The 14,942-nt window shown below is 61.8% G+C and carries 15 protein-coding genes; 8 read left to right on the top strand and 7 right to left on the bottom strand.

Annotation, left to right across the window (positions count from 1 at the left end; translation table 11 throughout):
- Positions 1-36: 36 nt before the first annotated feature.
- The 3 genes from C3Y91_RS20600 to C3Y91_RS20590 all read right to left on the bottom strand — a co-directional run bounded on the left by C3Y91_RS20600 (position 37) and on the right by C3Y91_RS20590 (position 3,180).
- Positions 37-888 carry a carbohydrate ABC transporter permease gene (locus C3Y91_RS20600; protein ID WP_168575738.1) on the bottom strand — a complete coding sequence of 284 codons (852 nt, stop codon included), beginning with the start codon at positions 886-888 and terminating at the stop codon, positions 37-39.
- Positions 888-1,772: a carbohydrate ABC transporter permease gene (locus C3Y91_RS20595; protein WP_130692150.1), complete on the bottom strand. Its 885-nt coding sequence runs from the start codon at positions 1,770-1,772 to the stop codon at positions 888-890. The genes C3Y91_RS20600 and C3Y91_RS20595 overlap by 1 nt, the downstream gene beginning before the upstream one ends.
- A gap of 133 nt (positions 1,773-1,905) precedes the next feature.
- On the bottom strand, positions 1,906-3,180 hold the full coding sequence (locus C3Y91_RS20590) for an ABC transporter substrate-binding protein (protein WP_168575737.1): 1,275 nt from the start codon (positions 3,178-3,180) through the stop codon (positions 1,906-1,908).
- Positions 3,181-3,375: 195 nt separating this feature from the next.
- Between C3Y91_RS20590 and C3Y91_RS20585 the strand changes: the two genes are divergently transcribed.
- Positions 3,376-4,593, top strand: coding sequence for an ROK family protein (locus C3Y91_RS20585; protein ID WP_131711950.1), 1,218 nt, complete (start codon positions 3,376-3,378; stop codon positions 4,591-4,593).
- Positions 4,594-4,946: 353 nt separating this feature from the next.
- Positions 4,947-5,333: a cupin domain-containing protein gene (locus C3Y91_RS20580; protein ID WP_131711949.1), complete on the top strand. Its 387-nt coding sequence runs from the start codon at positions 4,947-4,949 to the stop codon at positions 5,331-5,333.
- 146 nt (positions 5,334-5,479) lie between these two features.
- On the opposite strand, the gene C3Y91_RS20575 is transcribed toward C3Y91_RS20580, so the two are convergent.
- The gene (locus C3Y91_RS20575; protein ID WP_168575736.1) at positions 5,480-6,061 is read right to left on the bottom strand and encodes an LOG family protein; all 582 of its coding nucleotides are present in this window, start codon (positions 6,059-6,061) and stop codon (positions 5,480-5,482) included.
- A 36-nt stretch (positions 6,062-6,097) separates the two neighbouring features.
- A complete protein-coding gene (locus tag C3Y91_RS20570; protein ID WP_131711947.1) occupies positions 6,098-6,733 on the bottom strand; it encodes an FMN-dependent NADH-azoreductase in 636 nt (211 codons plus the stop codon).
- 206 nt (positions 6,734-6,939) lie between these two features.
- Here C3Y91_RS20570 and pdxR point away from each other — a divergent pair, with 206 nt between their 5' ends.
- The 3 genes from pdxR (at position 6,940) to C3Y91_RS20555 (ending at position 9,333) form a co-directional block, all read left to right on the top strand.
- Entirely contained in the window at positions 6,940-8,361 is a 1,422-nt protein-coding gene (pdxR, locus tag C3Y91_RS20565) for a MocR-like pyridoxine biosynthesis transcription factor PdxR (RefSeq protein ID WP_168575735.1), read from the top strand.
- Between the two features lie 100 nt (positions 8,362-8,461).
- The gene (locus C3Y91_RS20560) at positions 8,462-8,917 is read left to right on the top strand and encodes a carboxymuconolactone decarboxylase family protein (protein ID WP_131711945.1); all 456 of its coding nucleotides are present in this window, start codon (positions 8,462-8,464) and stop codon (positions 8,915-8,917) included.
- A gap of 95 nt (positions 8,918-9,012) precedes the next feature.
- Positions 9,013-9,333: a DMT family transporter gene (locus tag C3Y91_RS20555; RefSeq protein ID WP_131711944.1), complete on the top strand. Its 321-nt coding sequence runs from the start codon at positions 9,013-9,015 to the stop codon at positions 9,331-9,333.
- A 246-nt stretch (positions 9,334-9,579) separates the two neighbouring features.
- Here the strand turns inward: C3Y91_RS20555 and C3Y91_RS20550 are convergent, their stop codons facing one another.
- Positions 9,580-9,786, bottom strand: a complete 207-nt coding sequence (locus C3Y91_RS20550) for a hypothetical protein (RefSeq protein WP_163856663.1) — start codon at positions 9,784-9,786, stop codon at positions 9,580-9,582.
- Here C3Y91_RS20550 and C3Y91_RS20545 point away from each other — a divergent pair.
- A complete protein-coding gene (locus C3Y91_RS20545) occupies positions 9,773-10,387 on the top strand; it encodes a 3'-5' exonuclease (RefSeq protein ID WP_131711942.1) in 615 nt (204 codons plus the stop codon). The two genes, C3Y91_RS20550 and C3Y91_RS20545, sit on opposite strands and share 14 nt — an antisense overlap.
- 26 nt (positions 10,388-10,413) lie before the next feature.
- On the opposite strand, the gene C3Y91_RS20540 is transcribed toward C3Y91_RS20545, so the two are convergent.
- Entirely contained in the window at positions 10,414-11,277 is an 864-nt protein-coding gene (locus C3Y91_RS20540; protein ID WP_168575734.1) for a DMT family transporter, read from the bottom strand.
- A gap of 90 nt (positions 11,278-11,367) precedes the next feature.
- Between C3Y91_RS20540 and C3Y91_RS20535 the strand changes: the two genes are divergently transcribed.
- Together C3Y91_RS20535 and C3Y91_RS20530 are read left to right on the top strand one after the other, a co-directional pair.
- Entirely contained in the window at positions 11,368-12,780 is a 1,413-nt protein-coding gene (locus C3Y91_RS20535) for an aminotransferase-like domain-containing protein (RefSeq protein WP_168575733.1), read from the top strand.
- A gap of 199 nt (positions 12,781-12,979) precedes the next feature.
- Positions 12,980-14,803, top strand: coding sequence for a HAMP domain-containing methyl-accepting chemotaxis protein (locus C3Y91_RS20530; RefSeq protein WP_168575732.1), 1,824 nt, complete (start codon positions 12,980-12,982; stop codon positions 14,801-14,803).
- Positions 14,804-14,942: the final 139 nt, after the last annotated feature.

Below are 14,942 nucleotides of genomic sequence, written 5' to 3'. Positions count from 1 at the left end.
GGCTCTCTGCTGTTGAATGGAGGTAGAGGAGATTGCTCATCCCTTCACCGCTCCCATCGTCAGACCGGCGATGAAGTGCCGTTGCATCAGGAAGAACATGACGACGGGCGGCACGGCGACGACGATGGTCCCGGCGGAAATCAGGTTCCAGGCCGAGACCCATTCACCGCGGAGATTGGCAAGGCCGGCAGTCACAGGCTTGACGGAGTCGCTGACGGTCAGCACCACGGCCCAGAAGTAGTCGTTCCAGATGAAGGTGAAGATGAGGATGGCGAGTGCGGCAAGCGCCGGCCGCACCAGCGGGATCGCCACATGCCATAACGTCTGGAAGGGAGACGCCCCCTCGGCGCGCGCCGCCTGGAACAGCTCGTCGGGCAGTGCGGCGATGAAATTGCGCATGAACAGCGTCGCAAAGCCGGTCTGGAAGGCCACATGGAAGATGATCAGCGCCGCCGTGGTATCGATCAGGTCGAGCCGGACCATCAGGTCGCGCACCGGGATCATCATGATCTGGTGCGGCAGGAAATTGCCGCCGACGAACAGCGCGAAGATCAGCATGTTGCCGGGAAAGCGGTAGCGCGACAGCACGTAGCCGGCGAGCGTGGAGAGCACCAGCACGCCGATCACCGAGGGAACGGTGATCGTCAGGCTGTTGAGGAAGTAGCGGGCCATCGGCGTCTGCGTGAAGACATCAGTATAGTTGTCGATGACGCCGATCCCGGTCGGCCATCCCCACAGATTGCCGCCCATGACATCCTCGGTCGAGCGGAAGGAGGTGAGGATGATCGCAAACAGCGGGCAGAGCCAGAGCAGAAGGACGATGACGACGGCGAGCACATAGAGGCGGCGCTGCCAGATGGCGGCATCGGGAATGGGACGAGGATACATCAGCCTCCCCTTTCTTCGGTATGGATGATGCGGCTGAGGTACCAGACGATGAAGGCGGCCATGATCACGAACAGCACCGAGGCGATAGCCGCGCCGTAACCGAAGCGGTAGGAGAAGATCGACTGTTCGAACATCTGGTAAGCGAGAACCGAGGACGAACCGAAAGGGCCGCCGTTCGTCATCACCGACACCATGTCGAAGGACCTGAGTGCCCCGACGACGGTGACGGCAATGGCGATGAAGGTGACCTGGGTCAGCTGCGGCAGCACGATGTGCCACAACATGTTCCAGCCCCTCGCCCCATCGACGCGCCCTGCCCCGATCAGCTCTTCGCTCAAATTGTTGAGGCCGGCGAGATAAAGCACCATGCAGAAGGTGATCTGTGGCCAGAGTGCTGCAATCACGATCGCGAAAGTGACGAAATGCTCGTCGGAGAGAACCGCCGGCGCCGTCGCCCCGAATGCCCTGAAGATCAGCGCGAGCAACCCGAACTCCGGCGTATAGACCCAGGTGAAGACGACGCCGACCGTCACCGAGGCGAGCACCAGCGGAATGAAGAACAGCGACTTCAGGAAGCGCATGCCGCGGATTTTCTGGTTGACCAGCAGCGCAATGGCGAGCCCGATCGGCGGTGCCGCCATGAACATCACCAGCCAGATCAGGTTGTTCTTCAACGACACGTAGAATTGCGGGTCGTCGTAGAGTTCGACGTAATTGCCGAAGCCGATCCACACCATCGGGCCGAAGCCGTCCCAGTCGTGCAGGCTGATCCAGAGGCTCCTGACGGCCGACAGCAGGATGACGGTGAAGAACAGCAATATCGCCGGCGCGATGAGTAAAGTCGGGGTGAGCCACCAGCGCTGGCGGCGCCATAACATCAACATCTCAAGAACCTCATTAATACAGGAGCAGACTTATGCGTGCTCCGGGAGCAGAGGCGCACCTCCCCCAAGGGGTGGAGGCATACAGCCTCCACCCCTTGGAAGCAGCGGTTCGCCGCCGCCCCTGGGAGAGCTGCTAGATCTTGTAGATGCGCTTGCGCGTGCCCTCGAGGCGCGTCAGGATGGCCCTGCGCCGGTCGGGTTTGGCCATGAACTCCTGGAAACCGACGAGGCCGGCCTGCGCCATATCGGGATCGCTGTCGCGGTCGTAATATTGCGACGTGCCCTGCACCGTCTTCATCGTCTCGACAGCGACGTTGACCAGCGGGTCTTTGCTTGGCGGCAGGTCGTGGCGCGGCGGAACGTTGCCGCCCGGCTCCAGATAGGCCGCCAGATTCTCGGGCTTGTAGAAGTAGGCGAGGAATTCGCGCGCGCCCTGCTTGTTCTTAGCCTTGGCGGGAATGTGGATCGAATTGACCGAGAACTCCTCGAAGTGGCCGACCTTGGCATCGAGCACCGGGAAGGTCGCATAGGAGAGCTGCGGTAGATCTTCGGCGGTGAAGGCCGAGCGCAGGAAAGCGCCGAGGTTCATCATGCCGGCCTTCTTCTGCGCCAGGAGCGCCGCGGCCTCCTGCCAGCCGAAAGACGTGTGATTCTCCGTGAAGAACCCCTTCGAAATCATTGCCTCCCACTGGTCGAAAACCGCCGTCAGCGAGGGATCGAGATAGCTCATCTCGCCGTTCATCAGCGCCATATGCTTGTCGAGGCCGTTGATGCGAAGGTTCATCTGGTCGAACCAGCCGGCCGCCGGCCATAATTCCTTGGTGCCGATCGCGACCGGCGTGATGCCCGCGGCCTTGCACTTGTCGCCGTAGGCCATGAACTCTTCGGCCGTCTTCGGCACGGTCAGGCCATGCTGCTCGAACACATCCTTGCGATAGAACATGCCCCAGAGCGTGCCGCCTGTGGGAAGGCCGTATTGCTTGCCGTCTTCGGTGACGGCCCCTGCCGTCGCGCCGAGCACGTCCTTATATTTCTCTTTCTCGAAAAGGTCGGAGATATCGTCGAACAGGCCGCGCTTGACGAAGGCGCGCATGCGGTTGCCCGAAAACCAGGAGCAGACGTCAGGCGCGCCGGCGACGAGATAGTTGCGAATGGCCGTCTTGTGGGCCTCGTGGTCCATATTGTTGATGACGACGTTGACGCCGGCTTCCTTGCTGAAGCTCGCGGCGATCGCCTTCAGCGCTTCGAGCGCAGCGCCATTGTTTTCGGCCGAGATCATCGTGACCTCCTGGGCCTGCGCGATCGCCGGGATCGGAAAGCTGCCGGTAGCCGCTGCGGCAGAAACCAGCCCCGCGCCCTTCAGGAAGCGTCTGCGGGTGGTCGATGGAAATTGCTTCAAAAATGTCATTGAATTCCTCCCAGTTGATCGATCAACATCTCCCGACCGTCGCCTCCTCCATGAAACGACCGACCAGGCATTCAACGCTGCGATCCGCTCGGCGATTCCAGCGATAATCCGCTTGGCTGAGTTGATCCGCGGCCGAACTTATGCATAGATCTTAGCAGCTCGCAATAATTAATTTACAAAATTAAGGAATGACTCGTGAAGTTAAAAGGCGACCAGACCACGGCGAGAGCCATGAACCGACGCCTCATCCTCAACCTTCTGCGGCGGGAGGGGCCGAGGAGTCGTGCCGACATCGCCACCGTCATCGGCTTGAGCCCGGCCGCCGTCACCTTCGTCGTCGCCGACCTTCTGGAGGAAGGCATCGTCATCGAAGGGAAGACCGTGCCCGGCCTCACCGGCCGCCGCCCGATCCCGGTGGATATCAATTACGAACACGCGCTTGCCGTCGGCTTTAAGCTGATGGTCGATTCGGTAGAGTGCGTGGCGACCGACCTTGCCACCAACCCCGTCGCCGCCATGCGGGTAAGCCTCGACGGCCATGACCCGGATAAGGTGGCCGACCTGCTGGCGGGCACCGTTCCCGAACTGGTGAAGCTCGCCGGCCGGCCCGACGCCAAGCTCGCCGGCATCGGCATCTCCATGCCGGGCGTCATCAACCACGAACAGACGGCCTGCGTGCGCAGCTACCGATTCAAATGGGACAATGTCCCCCTCGCCTCGCTCGTCGCCAGCCGCGTCCATGTCCCGGTCTGGCTGGAAGACGACACCAACGCCTATGCCATTGCCCAGCAGCTCTTCGGGCTCGGTCGCCAGCATCGTAACATGGCCGTTCTCGCCGTCGGCGTCGGCATCAGCTGCGCGCTTGTCATCGACGGCAAGCTCTATCGCGGCGCCAATGGTGCTGCCGGCAAATTCGGCCACACTCTCTATGAGGAGAATGGCCGGCTCTGCGAATGCGGCAAGCGCGGCTGTCTGATGGCCTATCACTCCCAAATCTCGATGCTCCGGCGCTGGCGGGAGGCGACCGGCCGCGAGGAACTCGGTCTGCCGGAATTGTCGGGCGCGCTCGCATCAGGCGATGCCACCGCCCTCGCCCTCGTTGCCGATTCCGGCCGCGCCCTCGGCACCGCCCTTGCCAATCTCGTCAACATTACCGATCCCGAAGTCATCGTCGCCGGCGGCGAAGCCGTCTCGCTCGGCGACCCTTTCCTGACGCCGCTGCGCGAAGCGCTTTCCGCCCGGACCTTCCGAACCGCCCCGCCCCTCTTGCCCGACTGGGAGGACAATTCCTGGGCCCGGGGTGCCGCCGCCCTGGTGACCCAAAAAATCTTCGACTTCGAATCCTCCGGCGGCATCACGGACATCGCCAGTCTCGTCGGCGTCAGAACCGCGGGCTCATCATCGGCGGCCTAATTCAGTCAATGGCATCGCCCACGTTTCCTCACCTGTGCTTGTCACAGGAATCCAGCCGCGGCGCGTCCGCGCCGTGATTGACTCTGTAAGAACAAGTCTCCCACGCCCAGGGACCTGGGCGCACTGGATCTCTGTGACGAGCACAGAGATGAGGGAGATTGGGTTGGCGGTCTCGCTAACCCCGCGCCGCCCTCCAAATAGGACCACGTCAAAGCAGCCTCACGACCGATCGTGCCGCAGATACACTGGCTTACAAAAATGCGGGTTTGCCGACACATCCCTGGTTCAATCATCGACTTAAATCCCGATACGGCCAACCGGTCGGAAATGGTCAATTCAGGAAGGATGACGACATGAAAATGATCCAGGCTATCGCGCTCGCCCTTGTTCTCGGCGGCGCAGCCGCAGCACACGCAGAACAGCCGCTGCAGCGCACCGATCTCATCAAGAACGATATCGATGTGCCCGGCCACGAGGCCGTTCAGGTGCGCGTCGATTTTGCGCCCGGCGTTCTCGCCCCCAGTCACACGCATCCCGGCGAGGAGATCGCCTTCGTCATCGAAGGAACGCTGGAATACCAGCTCGAAGGCAGACAGCCGGTTACCCTTAAGGCCGGCCAATCACTGTTCATTCCGTCGGGCATCGTTCACTCGGCGAAGAACGTCGGCAGCGGCAAGGCGTCGGAACTGGCAACCTACATCGTCCGCAAAGGGGCGCCGCTCGTCGTGCCTGCGAAGTGACACTTCGTAGAACCCCTCGCCGGATCGGGAGCGGCCCGCTGCACGAAGCGCTCCCCCCCGAACCTTCATCGCGGCTCGCTGCGGCGTACCTGTCGCACTTGCCCAACAACACCAATAACCAGCCCTACGGTATCGTCGGATGGAAGCTACAGCCATTTCGGCACCTCGACGCGTGCATAGCTGCGCAGCTTGTCGATCAGGACGCTCGCATCCGTATCGACTGAAATCGAGTGCCGGTGCGCCGCCGGCAGGAACTTCGTTTCGACCATATGGTCGATGAGGCCGAGGAAGGCGTCGAAGAAACCGGCGGAGTTCAAGAGCCCGACGGGTTTGTCGATCTCCGAGAGCTGGTTCATGGTCCAGACCTCCATCAGTTCCTCGATCGTGCCGATGCCGCCCGGCAGCGCGATGAAGGCATCGGAAAGCGCGACCATTCGTTCCTTGCGGCTGCGCAGCGTCTCGACGATCTCATGCCTGGTCAGGCCGGCATGCGATTGGCCGCGCTGATGCAGGCTTTCGGTAATGACGCCATGGACGCTGCCGCCGGCCGCAAGGGCGGCGTCGGCGACGACGCCCATCAGGCCCTTGACCGTTCCGCCATAGACGATGGCTATCCCCGCCTCCCCCAGTGCCCGGCCGAGGGCGCGGGCGCCGTCGGCAAAGGCCTCCGATGCGCCGAAATTGGAGCCGCAGAACACCGCGACGGACTTGATTGAACGTATCGTCATCTGAACCTTCTATCTCCAACAGGCATTCGCATCCATCTATCCGATTCCAAGCTGGAGATGAGCGCAGGGCGAAGAGAAATGCTCCTCCAGCGCCCGACGTGTACTGATTCTGGTTTCCGCTGTGGCATCGGGGCCGGCACCTGTGCCCTGCACCGAGAAGAAGGTCAGGTCATGCAGCCCGATCGTGGCGAGGATGGCTTTCAGATAAGGCGTCAGGAAATCCGGCTGGCGGGCGCGCTCCCCGGAAAACCGCCCGCCCGAGGCGATGGCGATGAAGACGGGGCGGTCGCGTAGCGTGCCGACCTTTCCGGCCGGGCCGATCGTGAAGGTTCGCCGCGCCCGCACGACATGATCGATCCAGGCCTTCAGCGCCGAGGGGACGGTCAGATTGTGCATGGGCGTTCCGATGACCACGAAGTCCGCAGCCTCCAGCTCGCGGATCAGTTCCTCGGACTGGGCCATCGAGCCCTCGCGCGAGACATCCGCCGCCGATGCCTGGGAGATCGCATAGGCCGCGTCGACATGGGCAATCGTGCCATTGCCGATCACCCTCTCGACGACGGTCGCCCCCGGCTCCCTCTGCAGGAGAAAGCCGATAATCGCTTGGGAGAGCCTGTAGCTCTCGGCCGCCTGCCCGCGCGGGCTGCAGCTCACATGCAAGATTGTCTTCATTGACCCACTCCGAGGTTCTGTCCAAATCCCTTCGCCGCGTTGAAAGAGCGCGATCCGATTTGAAGCGTGGAATTGGCAATGGTTTACGAATCTTATGGTCTATCCCCAAGGTCCATGAAGAGAGTTTGCAACTGAGCCATTGATTGTGCCGACCGGGCCGATATGGCATCATCATCCGTCCATCCATGTGAGAGGTTGACCAGTCCATGACCGGCGCAAGGCCTGGCAATATCCCGCCGCTGGATCCAGCGGCGGCCACACCGTTTTACCGGCAGATCTACGATCGCTTCCGCGGCGCCATCGCCAGCGGTGTGCTGAAGCCCGGCGACCGGATACCTTCGGCACGGGCGCTGACCAAGGAGTTGGGTCTCGCCCGGGGCACCATCGAGGCCGCCTATTCCCTGCTTGCCGCCGAGGGTTATATCCAGGCCCGCGGCCAGGCCGGCACCATCGTCACGCCGGATCTCAAACCGCAAATGCCGGCTCCGCGCCCGATCCCGCCGGCCGATAGCGGCATCGCGCCGACGAGTTTTCGTCCCGACTCGATCCTGCCGTTCCAGATGGGCCTACCCGCACTCGATGCCTTTCCCCGCAAGATCTGGGCGCGGCTCGGCGCGCGTTGTGTACGGGCCATGCTGCCGGCTGACATGGTTCACCCTGCCGTTTCCGGCCTGCCGGCCCTTCGCGCCGAGATCGCCGCCTATCTGCAGGTCTCGCGCGGCATCGACTGTTCGCCATCCCAGGTGTTCGTCACCTCAGGTTATCGCCACACCATCGCGCTGATCGTGCACGCCTTGCTGAAGGCTGGCGATCGGGTCTGGCTTGAAAACCCCGGATATCCGCCGACCCGGGAGCTGTTCCGGCATATGCACATCGAGAGCATTCCCGTGCCGGTCGATCGCAACGGTTTGGTCGTCTCCGACGGCATCAGGCAGGCGCCTGGGGCCCGTGCGGCGGTGGTGACGCCGGCGCACCAGAGCCCGCTCTGCGTCTCGCTCTCCCTGCCCCGGCGCCAGGCGCTGCTGGATTGGGCTGCCGGCAACGAGGCATGGATCATCGAGGATGATTACGACGGCGAATACCGCTATGTCAGCCGTCCCCTGCCGGCCTTGAAGAGCCTGGATCGAGAGGGCCGCGTGCTCTACGCCGGCACCTTCAGCAAGGTGCTGTTTCCAAGCCTCCGGCTTGCCTATCTCGTCGTGCCGGAAGCCGAGGTGGCGCGGTTCGAAGAGATGACCGAGGCGATGGCCGCCGGTAGTCCCGAGCTGACGCAGGCAATCGTCACCGCCTTCATCACCGAGGGTCACTTCGCCAGGCATATCCAGCGCATGCGCAGGCTCTATGCCGAGCGCCGCGAGATGACGGCAGCGGGCCTGGAAAGCGTCCTCGCCGGCCATATGCGCATCGATTCACAGCCCGGCGGCATGCACCTGATCCTGCGGCTGTTAGGCGAGCATTCGGACCGCGAGCTCGTGGCGCGTATGCTCAGAGAAGGCCTCTATGCGGAAGCACTGACCGACTGGATGATCGAGGGCGAAGCCGCCCCGGCCCTGCTGCTCAACTTCACCAATATCGACTCTCAGCGCACAGCCGAAACGCTGGCAAGGCGGATTTTAAAACTGCTGTAACCCGACATCATGGCCTAACGTAGAATGCCATTCATGGACCTTCTGATGTAGGCCAAGATGCACGACGATGAAGTCCTTCAATCAGAAAGGAACAATCGTCATGACCAATCGCATCGACTACGCAAAGGTTTCTCCCGAGGGATACAAAGCTTTTGGCGGCGTCTACGTCACCGTCCAGAAAAGCGGCCTGCCGAAGGAGCTGATCAACCTCGTCTATCTCCGGGTGTCTGAGATCAACGGCTGCGCCTTCTGCATCGACATGCATTCTCGCGATCTGCTGAAATCAGGCCTGACGGTGGACAAGCTGGTATTGGTCGCGGTCTGGCGCGATGCCGGCAACCTGTTCAGCCCCCGCGAACGCGCAGCCCTTGCCTGGGCGGAAACGGTCACGCGCGTCGCCGAAACCGGTATTCCCGATGCGGATTATGCCGCCGCTGCTGCCGAATTCGACGACAAGGAACTTGCCGATCTCACCTATGCGATCGGCCTGATGAACGCCTTCAACCGCTTCGGCATCGCCTTCCGCTCGACACCGGCGGCTGTCGCCAAGGCCTGAAGATGTCAGGCGGGCGCTCACATATGCGGGCGCCTGCTCCCCTCAGAATAAAGCTCGCCGGCCGCAAGGTTCGGCCCATCAAGGGATTCACAACTATGGCTTGGACGCTCCTCAGCATCGCCGGCATCCTCGAAATCGGCTTTGCCTTCTTCATGAAATCATCGCTAGGCTTTACCCGGCTGATCCCCACTTTGCTGACCGTCGCAACCGGCCTGTCGAGCGTCTTTCTCCTGTCGATGTCGCTCCGCACCCTGCCTGTCGGCACCGGCTACGCGGTCTGGACCGGCATCGGCGCGGCCGGCACCGCGATCCTCGGCATGGTCGCGCTGGGCGACGCCGCTTCACCGATGCGACTCTTCTGCATCACTCTCATCCTGGCCGGCGTGATCGGCCTCAGGCTGGTCTCGGGTAGCTGATTGTCGTGCCGGGCCGAAACCGATCCGAGCGGGCGCGATATCGTAGGGATCGCCGTCGCAAGCTTTAGCTCTTGCTGCATCATCGAAGATGTAGCTTCCGGACGTTTGGTCCGAGCAGCGGTCGATTTGGTCGTTTGCGATGAACCCCGACCATACGATGAGGCCGAGACCGGCGACAAAGACCAGTCCGGCCGCAATTCCCAGCGCCTCGAGAACCCGTCGCACCATCCCGCCTGATACCTTCGCTCACTCTTCCACCGACCCGACCCGCCAGGCGCCGGTAGCGGCACCTTCACTGTCGAGCCGGGCTGTCGGATTGATGAACAAGCATATGTAGGAGCGACGACGATTACGTGGGCCATTGCCTTTATCTGGAATGCTCCATGTATTGAATTCCTCTTCAAATTTATCGCCCAAATTCGTGAGGGTAACGTCGACGATGAAGACCGCCATCATATTCGACTGTGAATTTCTTTGCCTGGAAGGCTCGCAACGCAGATTTTGGTGCGCGGCCCACGATCCCGATCCTGTCATTGCGCAGATCGGAGCCGTCAAGCTTGGCCTCGAAGACGAGTTTCCGATCCTCGATACGTACAAGTCCTATGTTCGACCCATCGATCGCTTCGGTAAGCAGTATCCGCTCGATCCTTATTTCACCAATCTGACCGGCATCACCGAGGAGGATATCGACACCCATGGCATGGCGTTGGAGGATGCCCTTTCCGGCGTCGACAGCTTCTCGGGCGGCGCCCGGTTTTGGTCCTGGGGCAAGGACGAGCTGAACATGTTGGCCATCAGCTGCTATGTCGCCGGCATTCAGCCTTCCATCCCGGCCCGCCGCTTCGACAACGCCGTCAAGCTTCTCGTCGCTGCGGGCATGCCGATCGAGGATTTGGCAAAGACACCCAGCAACAAACTGGTCGACTATTACCAGGTCGAACATCCTCCATTGCGAGGGCATGACGGGCTCGACGACGCTCTGTCGATATCATACACGCTGCAGCATCTGATGAAGATCGGGAAATTGCAGCCCGAGGTTTTCGACCGAACCTGAGGACAGAGAGAGCGTCATGATCCTCCCTACCGCGCAAACTTGCGGGCGCCGGCCACACACAGGATGACGGCAACAGTCACGGCGAGCATGGCCCAGGTCACGGGCTCGTGCAGCAGGGTTGCGGCAAGCGCCAGGCCGAAGAACGGCTGGAGCAGCTGCAATTGCCCGACGGCGGCGATGCCGCCCTGCGACAGGCCACAATACCAGAAGATGAAGCCGATCAGCATCGAAAACAGCGAGACATAGGCAAGGCCGAGCAGCGCCGGCGCTTCGATGCCGGAGAAGGTTGCCGGCCGATGGAAAAGCGCGACCGCGACCGTCACCGGCAGCGACAGCACGAGCGCCCAGGAAATCACCTGCCATCCGCCGAGCGTGCGTGAAAGCCTGCCGCCTTCGGCATAGCCGAGGCCGCAGACGATGACCGCCGCCAGCATCAGCAGATCGCCGATCGGCGAGGCCGTTAGCCCCTGCGTCAATGCGAATCCCGCCACCAGCGCGCTGCCGAGAACGGAAAAGGCCCAGAATGCCGGCTTCGGCCGTTCTCCGCCACAGATCACGCCGAAGATCGCCGTTGCGAGCGGCAGCAGGCCGATGAAGACGATTGAATGGGCTGACGTGACATGCTGCAGCGCCAGCGCCGTCAGCAGGGGGAAGCCGACAACGACGCCGAGCGCGACGACCGCCAGGGAGAGGATATCACCTCGGCTCGGCCGCTTCTCTCTGAAAGCGATCAGCAGGCCAAGCGCGAGAAAGCCGGCGATCGCCGCGCGCGCGACAGTGAGGAAAACCGGATCGAACTGCATCACCGCCACGCGCGTGGCCGGCAGCGATCCGCTGAAGATCACCACCCCGATAAAACCATTGATCCATCCCGATGCCATACGGTCCATGATGTGCTGCACTCCTTCATTCTCTCACTCTTATCGGCCAACACGGATGGTCACGACAGTGACAATCTGATACGATTTTGCGAAACTGTAATGGTTCAGAAAGCAATACAGATGAACGAGGGACGCACACGCGTGGAGATGGTCGCCGCGACGATCAGGCAGCGCATCGCCGGGCGCAGCCTGACGCCGGGCGCAAAGCTACCCTCTGTTCGAGGGCTGGCCGCAACGTTGAAGCTGTCGACTTCGACCGTCGTCGACGCTTATGAGCGGTTGGTCGCGGAAGGCGCGATCCTGGCAAGGCCGGGCTCGGGATTCTACGTCGCCAACCAGGCAGCGCCCTTTGCGCTTGCCGAGGTCGGGCCGAAGCTCGACCGCGCGGTCGATCCGTTCTGGATATCGCGGCAGTCGCTGGAGGCCGGCGAAGCCGACCTGAAGCCCGGCTGCGGCTGGCTGCCGCCCTCCTGGCTACCGGGGGACGGCATGCGCCGCGGGCTGAGAACGCTTGCCCGCGCCGACGGGCCGGCGCTCGCCGATTACGGCTCGCCGCTCGGCTTGCCACAACTGCGCCAGCTGATTTCCCGCCGCATGGGTGAACGCGGGATCGAAGCCTCTCCCGACCAAATCATGCTGGCCGATTCCGGCACGCAGGCAATCGATCTGCTCTGCCGTTTCTTGCTGGAACCCGGCGACACCGTGCTGGTCGACGATCCCTGCTATTTCAATTTCCATGCGCTGCTGCGCGCCCATCGGGCAAAGATTGTCAGCGTGCCCTACACCGCGTCCGGTCCCGATATCGAACTGTTTGCGCAAGTCGTCGCCGATGAGCGTCCACGGCTCTACATCACCAACTCCGCCATCCACAATCCGACCGGCGCAACGTTGTCTCCCGTTACGGCTCACCGGGTTCTAAAACTCGCCGACCAGTTCGATCTGACCATCATCGAGGACGATATCTTCGCCGATTTCGAGCACACGCCGGCGCCCCGCCTTGCCGCCTTCGACGGGCTCGACCGGGTCATCCACATCGGCAGCTTCTCGAAGACCCTGTCGGCCTCGGCCCGCTGCGGCTTCGTCGTGGCGAAACCGGAATGGATCGACGGACTGACAGACCTGAAGATCGCCACCTCCTTCGGCGGCGGCCGGCTGACGGCGGAACTGGTGCTGAACGTCTTGAGCGACGGCAGCTATCGCAAACACATGGAGACGCTGAGACACCGGCTCTCCCGGGCGATGAGCGAGGTCTCGGCCAGACTGAAGCACCTCGGCATAACGCCCTGGCTGGAGCCTCAGGCCGGAATGTTCCTCTGGTGCCGGCTGCCCGACGGCATCGATGCGGCTGATGTGGCGCGCGCTGCGCTGGAAAAGAGGATCGTTTTGGCTCCCGGAAACGCATTCAGCCTGTCGCAATCGGCAACGAATTTCATGCGCTTCAACGTGTCCCAGACACTCGATCCGCAGGTGTTCGAGGCGCTGGGCGACATCCTGCCGAAAGAGAGGCACTAGACACAAGGGTCCTCTTCGGCGGCAACCGTCCTCGTACTCGTGGCTATCCGCGGAAGACGCAGGGAACACCGCCGCCTGCCCGTTATGCCTCATACATATATTCATTTTTCTTTAAATGCAGAGAGTTAGAATCCGCACACGCCAAACGATCACCAAGTCTAGAACTTTGGCCTGATCATTGCTCCGAAGAAGGTATTGCATGCGCAAGCCAAACGTTCGAACCTCGCTGACAATTATCAATGTAACGTTTGCATTCATCTTCCTGAGCTTTGGGCTGTTTTCCCTCAGGAGCGTGCAGCAGGTTAACCAGGACACGACGGCAATCGCCAAGAACTGGCTGCCGAGTGTTTCGGTAGCCCGCAATATCGGCTTCCAGTTGGAACGCATGAAGTTTGACTACGCCAACCATATCATGTCGATCAGTGACCAGGCCATCGCCGCCGCAGAAGCAAAGATTACCTCTCAGCGCACTGAGCTTGACAACGCGATTGCAGCCTATCGGCCGCTTATATCCTCGCCGCGCGAAGGCCAATTGCTGCAGCAGATCGAGGAGCAGGCCGTCAGTTACCAGAAATCGTCCGAGCCTATGCTGGAAAAGTCCCGCAAGAACGACAACGAAGTTGCCAAGACGATCTTCTATTCCGACATGGAGCCATTGGTCGACCGCGCGGAAGAATTGGCCAATGAATTGCTGACGATAAACGTCAATGGCTCCGAGGCGTCCTACGAAAACAGTCAATCCACGTACTTGGACATTCTCTGGACGACTTGGGCGTTCACGGCACTCGTGCTTGCAATCGTTGCTGGCGCGATCTCCTATGTGGCAATCCAGATCTCGCGTCCGATCAAGAAGATCACGCAATCGATGACCGGCCTGGCCGCTGGCGACACCGGCACGCAGATTCCCTATTCCAGCCGCACGGACGAAATCGGTGCGATGGCGGCAGCGGTTGAGGTCTTTCGGCAGACGGCGCTTGCCAAAATCAGAGCCGATGAAAATATTGAAACGAATCGGGTGCTGACGGAATCCGAGCGGCAGCGCCGCGAGCAAACCGAGCGCGCGCGGGCTGCGGCTATGGCGCAAGCCACGAACGGATTGGCAGAGAGCCTGAAGCAACTTGCCGGCGGCGATCTCACCGTTCAGATCAGCGAGCCTTTCGATGCAGATTTCGAGGGCCTGCGCCAGGATTTCAACGACGCCGTCGCAAAGCTCTGCCAGACCCTCGTCGAAGTGGCGGGATCGGCCGTCAATATCGACGGCGGCTCGAATGAAATCGCCAATAGTGCAAACGACCTGGCGAAACGAACCGAACAACAGGCAGCGGCGCTCGAGCAGACAGCCGCGGCTCTCGATGAAATCACAGCCAATGTCGCATCCGCCTCCAAGCGTGCCGAGGAGGCGCGTGAGGTAGCCGCGCAAGCGAATGCCGGTGCGACGACATCAGGTGAAATCGTCAGCCAAGCGGTCCAGGCCATGAGCCGGATCGAGCAGTCCTCCAGCCAGATTTCCAAAATCATCGGGGTGATCGACGAGATCGCGTTCCAAACCAACTTGCTGGCCCTCAATGCCGGTGTCGAGGCGGCGCGGGCCGGCGAGGCAGGCAAGGGATTTGCAGTAGTGGCCCAGGAAGTCCGCGAATTGGCGCAACGCTCCGCGCAGGCCGCCAAGGAAATCAAAACGCTGATCCAGGCATCAGCGGGAGAAGTCGCGGCCGGCGTCGGATTGGTCTCGAAAACCGGCGAGGCGTTGAAAACCATTGGCGAGCTGATCGTTGCCATCAACCGCCATGTCGAGGCCATCGCCGTCTCCGCCCGGGAACAATCCGCCGGGTTGGCGGAAATCAACACGGCTGTCAACAGCCTCGACCAAACCACGCAGCAGAACGCCGCCATGGTCGAAGAGGCGAGCGCCGCTTCCGCATCGCTTGCCGACGAAGGCGCCACGCTTCGCCAGTTGATCAGGCAATTCAATCTGAACGATATCGTGCAGGACAGCGCTTACGCGCGTCGCAGAACGGCTTGAGCCGGAGGACGATCGCATCGCGAAGCACGGAGTCTACCGGCTTCGCGAACAGGAATGCGGGCCGCTGCCTCCCTGCGCGACCTTCGATGCTGGTCCTAGCTGACGTTACTGAGCAGGCGGGCTGTCGCGATAGCGTCGC

Origin of the sequence: Rhizobium ruizarguesonis (assembly GCF_012349115.1) — a bacterium.
Lineage (GTDB): Bacteria > Pseudomonadota > Alphaproteobacteria > Rhizobiales > Rhizobiaceae > Rhizobium > Rhizobium ruizarguesonis.
The sequence above is the reverse complement of the archived record's forward strand: the minus strand, read 5'-3'. Positions and strand labels throughout refer to the sequence as shown.

Excerpts from the sequence above, each read along its gene's own strand:
- C3Y91_RS20600 (WP_168575738.1), bottom strand. The coding sequence starts at position 888 with ATGTATCCTCGTCCCATTCCCGATGCCGCCATCTGGCAGCGCCGCCTC.
- C3Y91_RS20595 (WP_130692150.1), bottom strand. The coding sequence starts at position 1,772 with ATGTTGATGTTATGGCGCCGCCAGCGCTGGTGGCTCACCCCGACTTTA.
- C3Y91_RS20590 (WP_168575737.1), bottom strand. The coding sequence starts at position 3,180 with ATGACATTTTTGAAGCAATTTCCATCGACCACCCGCAGACGCTTCCTG.
- C3Y91_RS20580 (WP_131711949.1), top strand. The coding sequence starts at position 4,947 with ATGAAAATGATCCAGGCTATCGCGCTCGCCCTTGTTCTCGGCGGCGCA.
- C3Y91_RS20575 (WP_168575736.1), bottom strand. The coding sequence starts at position 6,061 with ATGACGATACGTTCAATCAAGTCCGTCGCGGTGTTCTGCGGCTCCAAT.
- C3Y91_RS20570 (WP_131711947.1), bottom strand. The coding sequence starts at position 6,733 with ATGAAGACAATCTTGCATGTGAGCTGCAGCCCGCGCGGGCAGGCGGCC.
- pdxR (WP_168575735.1), top strand. The coding sequence starts at position 6,940 with ATGACCGGCGCAAGGCCTGGCAATATCCCGCCGCTGGATCCAGCGGCG.
- C3Y91_RS20560 (WP_131711945.1), top strand. The coding sequence starts at position 8,462 with ATGACCAATCGCATCGACTACGCAAAGGTTTCTCCCGAGGGATACAAA.
- C3Y91_RS20555 (WP_131711944.1), top strand. The coding sequence starts at position 9,013 with ATGGCTTGGACGCTCCTCAGCATCGCCGGCATCCTCGAAATCGGCTTT.
- C3Y91_RS20545 (WP_131711942.1), top strand. The coding sequence starts at position 9,773 with ATGAAGACCGCCATCATATTCGACTGTGAATTTCTTTGCCTGGAAGGC.
- C3Y91_RS20550 (WP_163856663.1), bottom strand. The coding sequence starts at position 9,786 with ATGGCGGTCTTCATCGTCGACGTTACCCTCACGAATTTGGGCGATAAA.
- C3Y91_RS20540 (WP_168575734.1), bottom strand. The coding sequence starts at position 11,277 with ATGGACCGTATGGCATCGGGATGGATCAATGGTTTTATCGGGGTGGTG.
- C3Y91_RS20535 (WP_168575733.1), top strand. The coding sequence starts at position 11,368 with ATGGTTCAGAAAGCAATACAGATGAACGAGGGACGCACACGCGTGGAG.
- C3Y91_RS20530 (WP_168575732.1), top strand. The coding sequence starts at position 12,980 with ATGCGCAAGCCAAACGTTCGAACCTCGCTGACAATTATCAATGTAACG.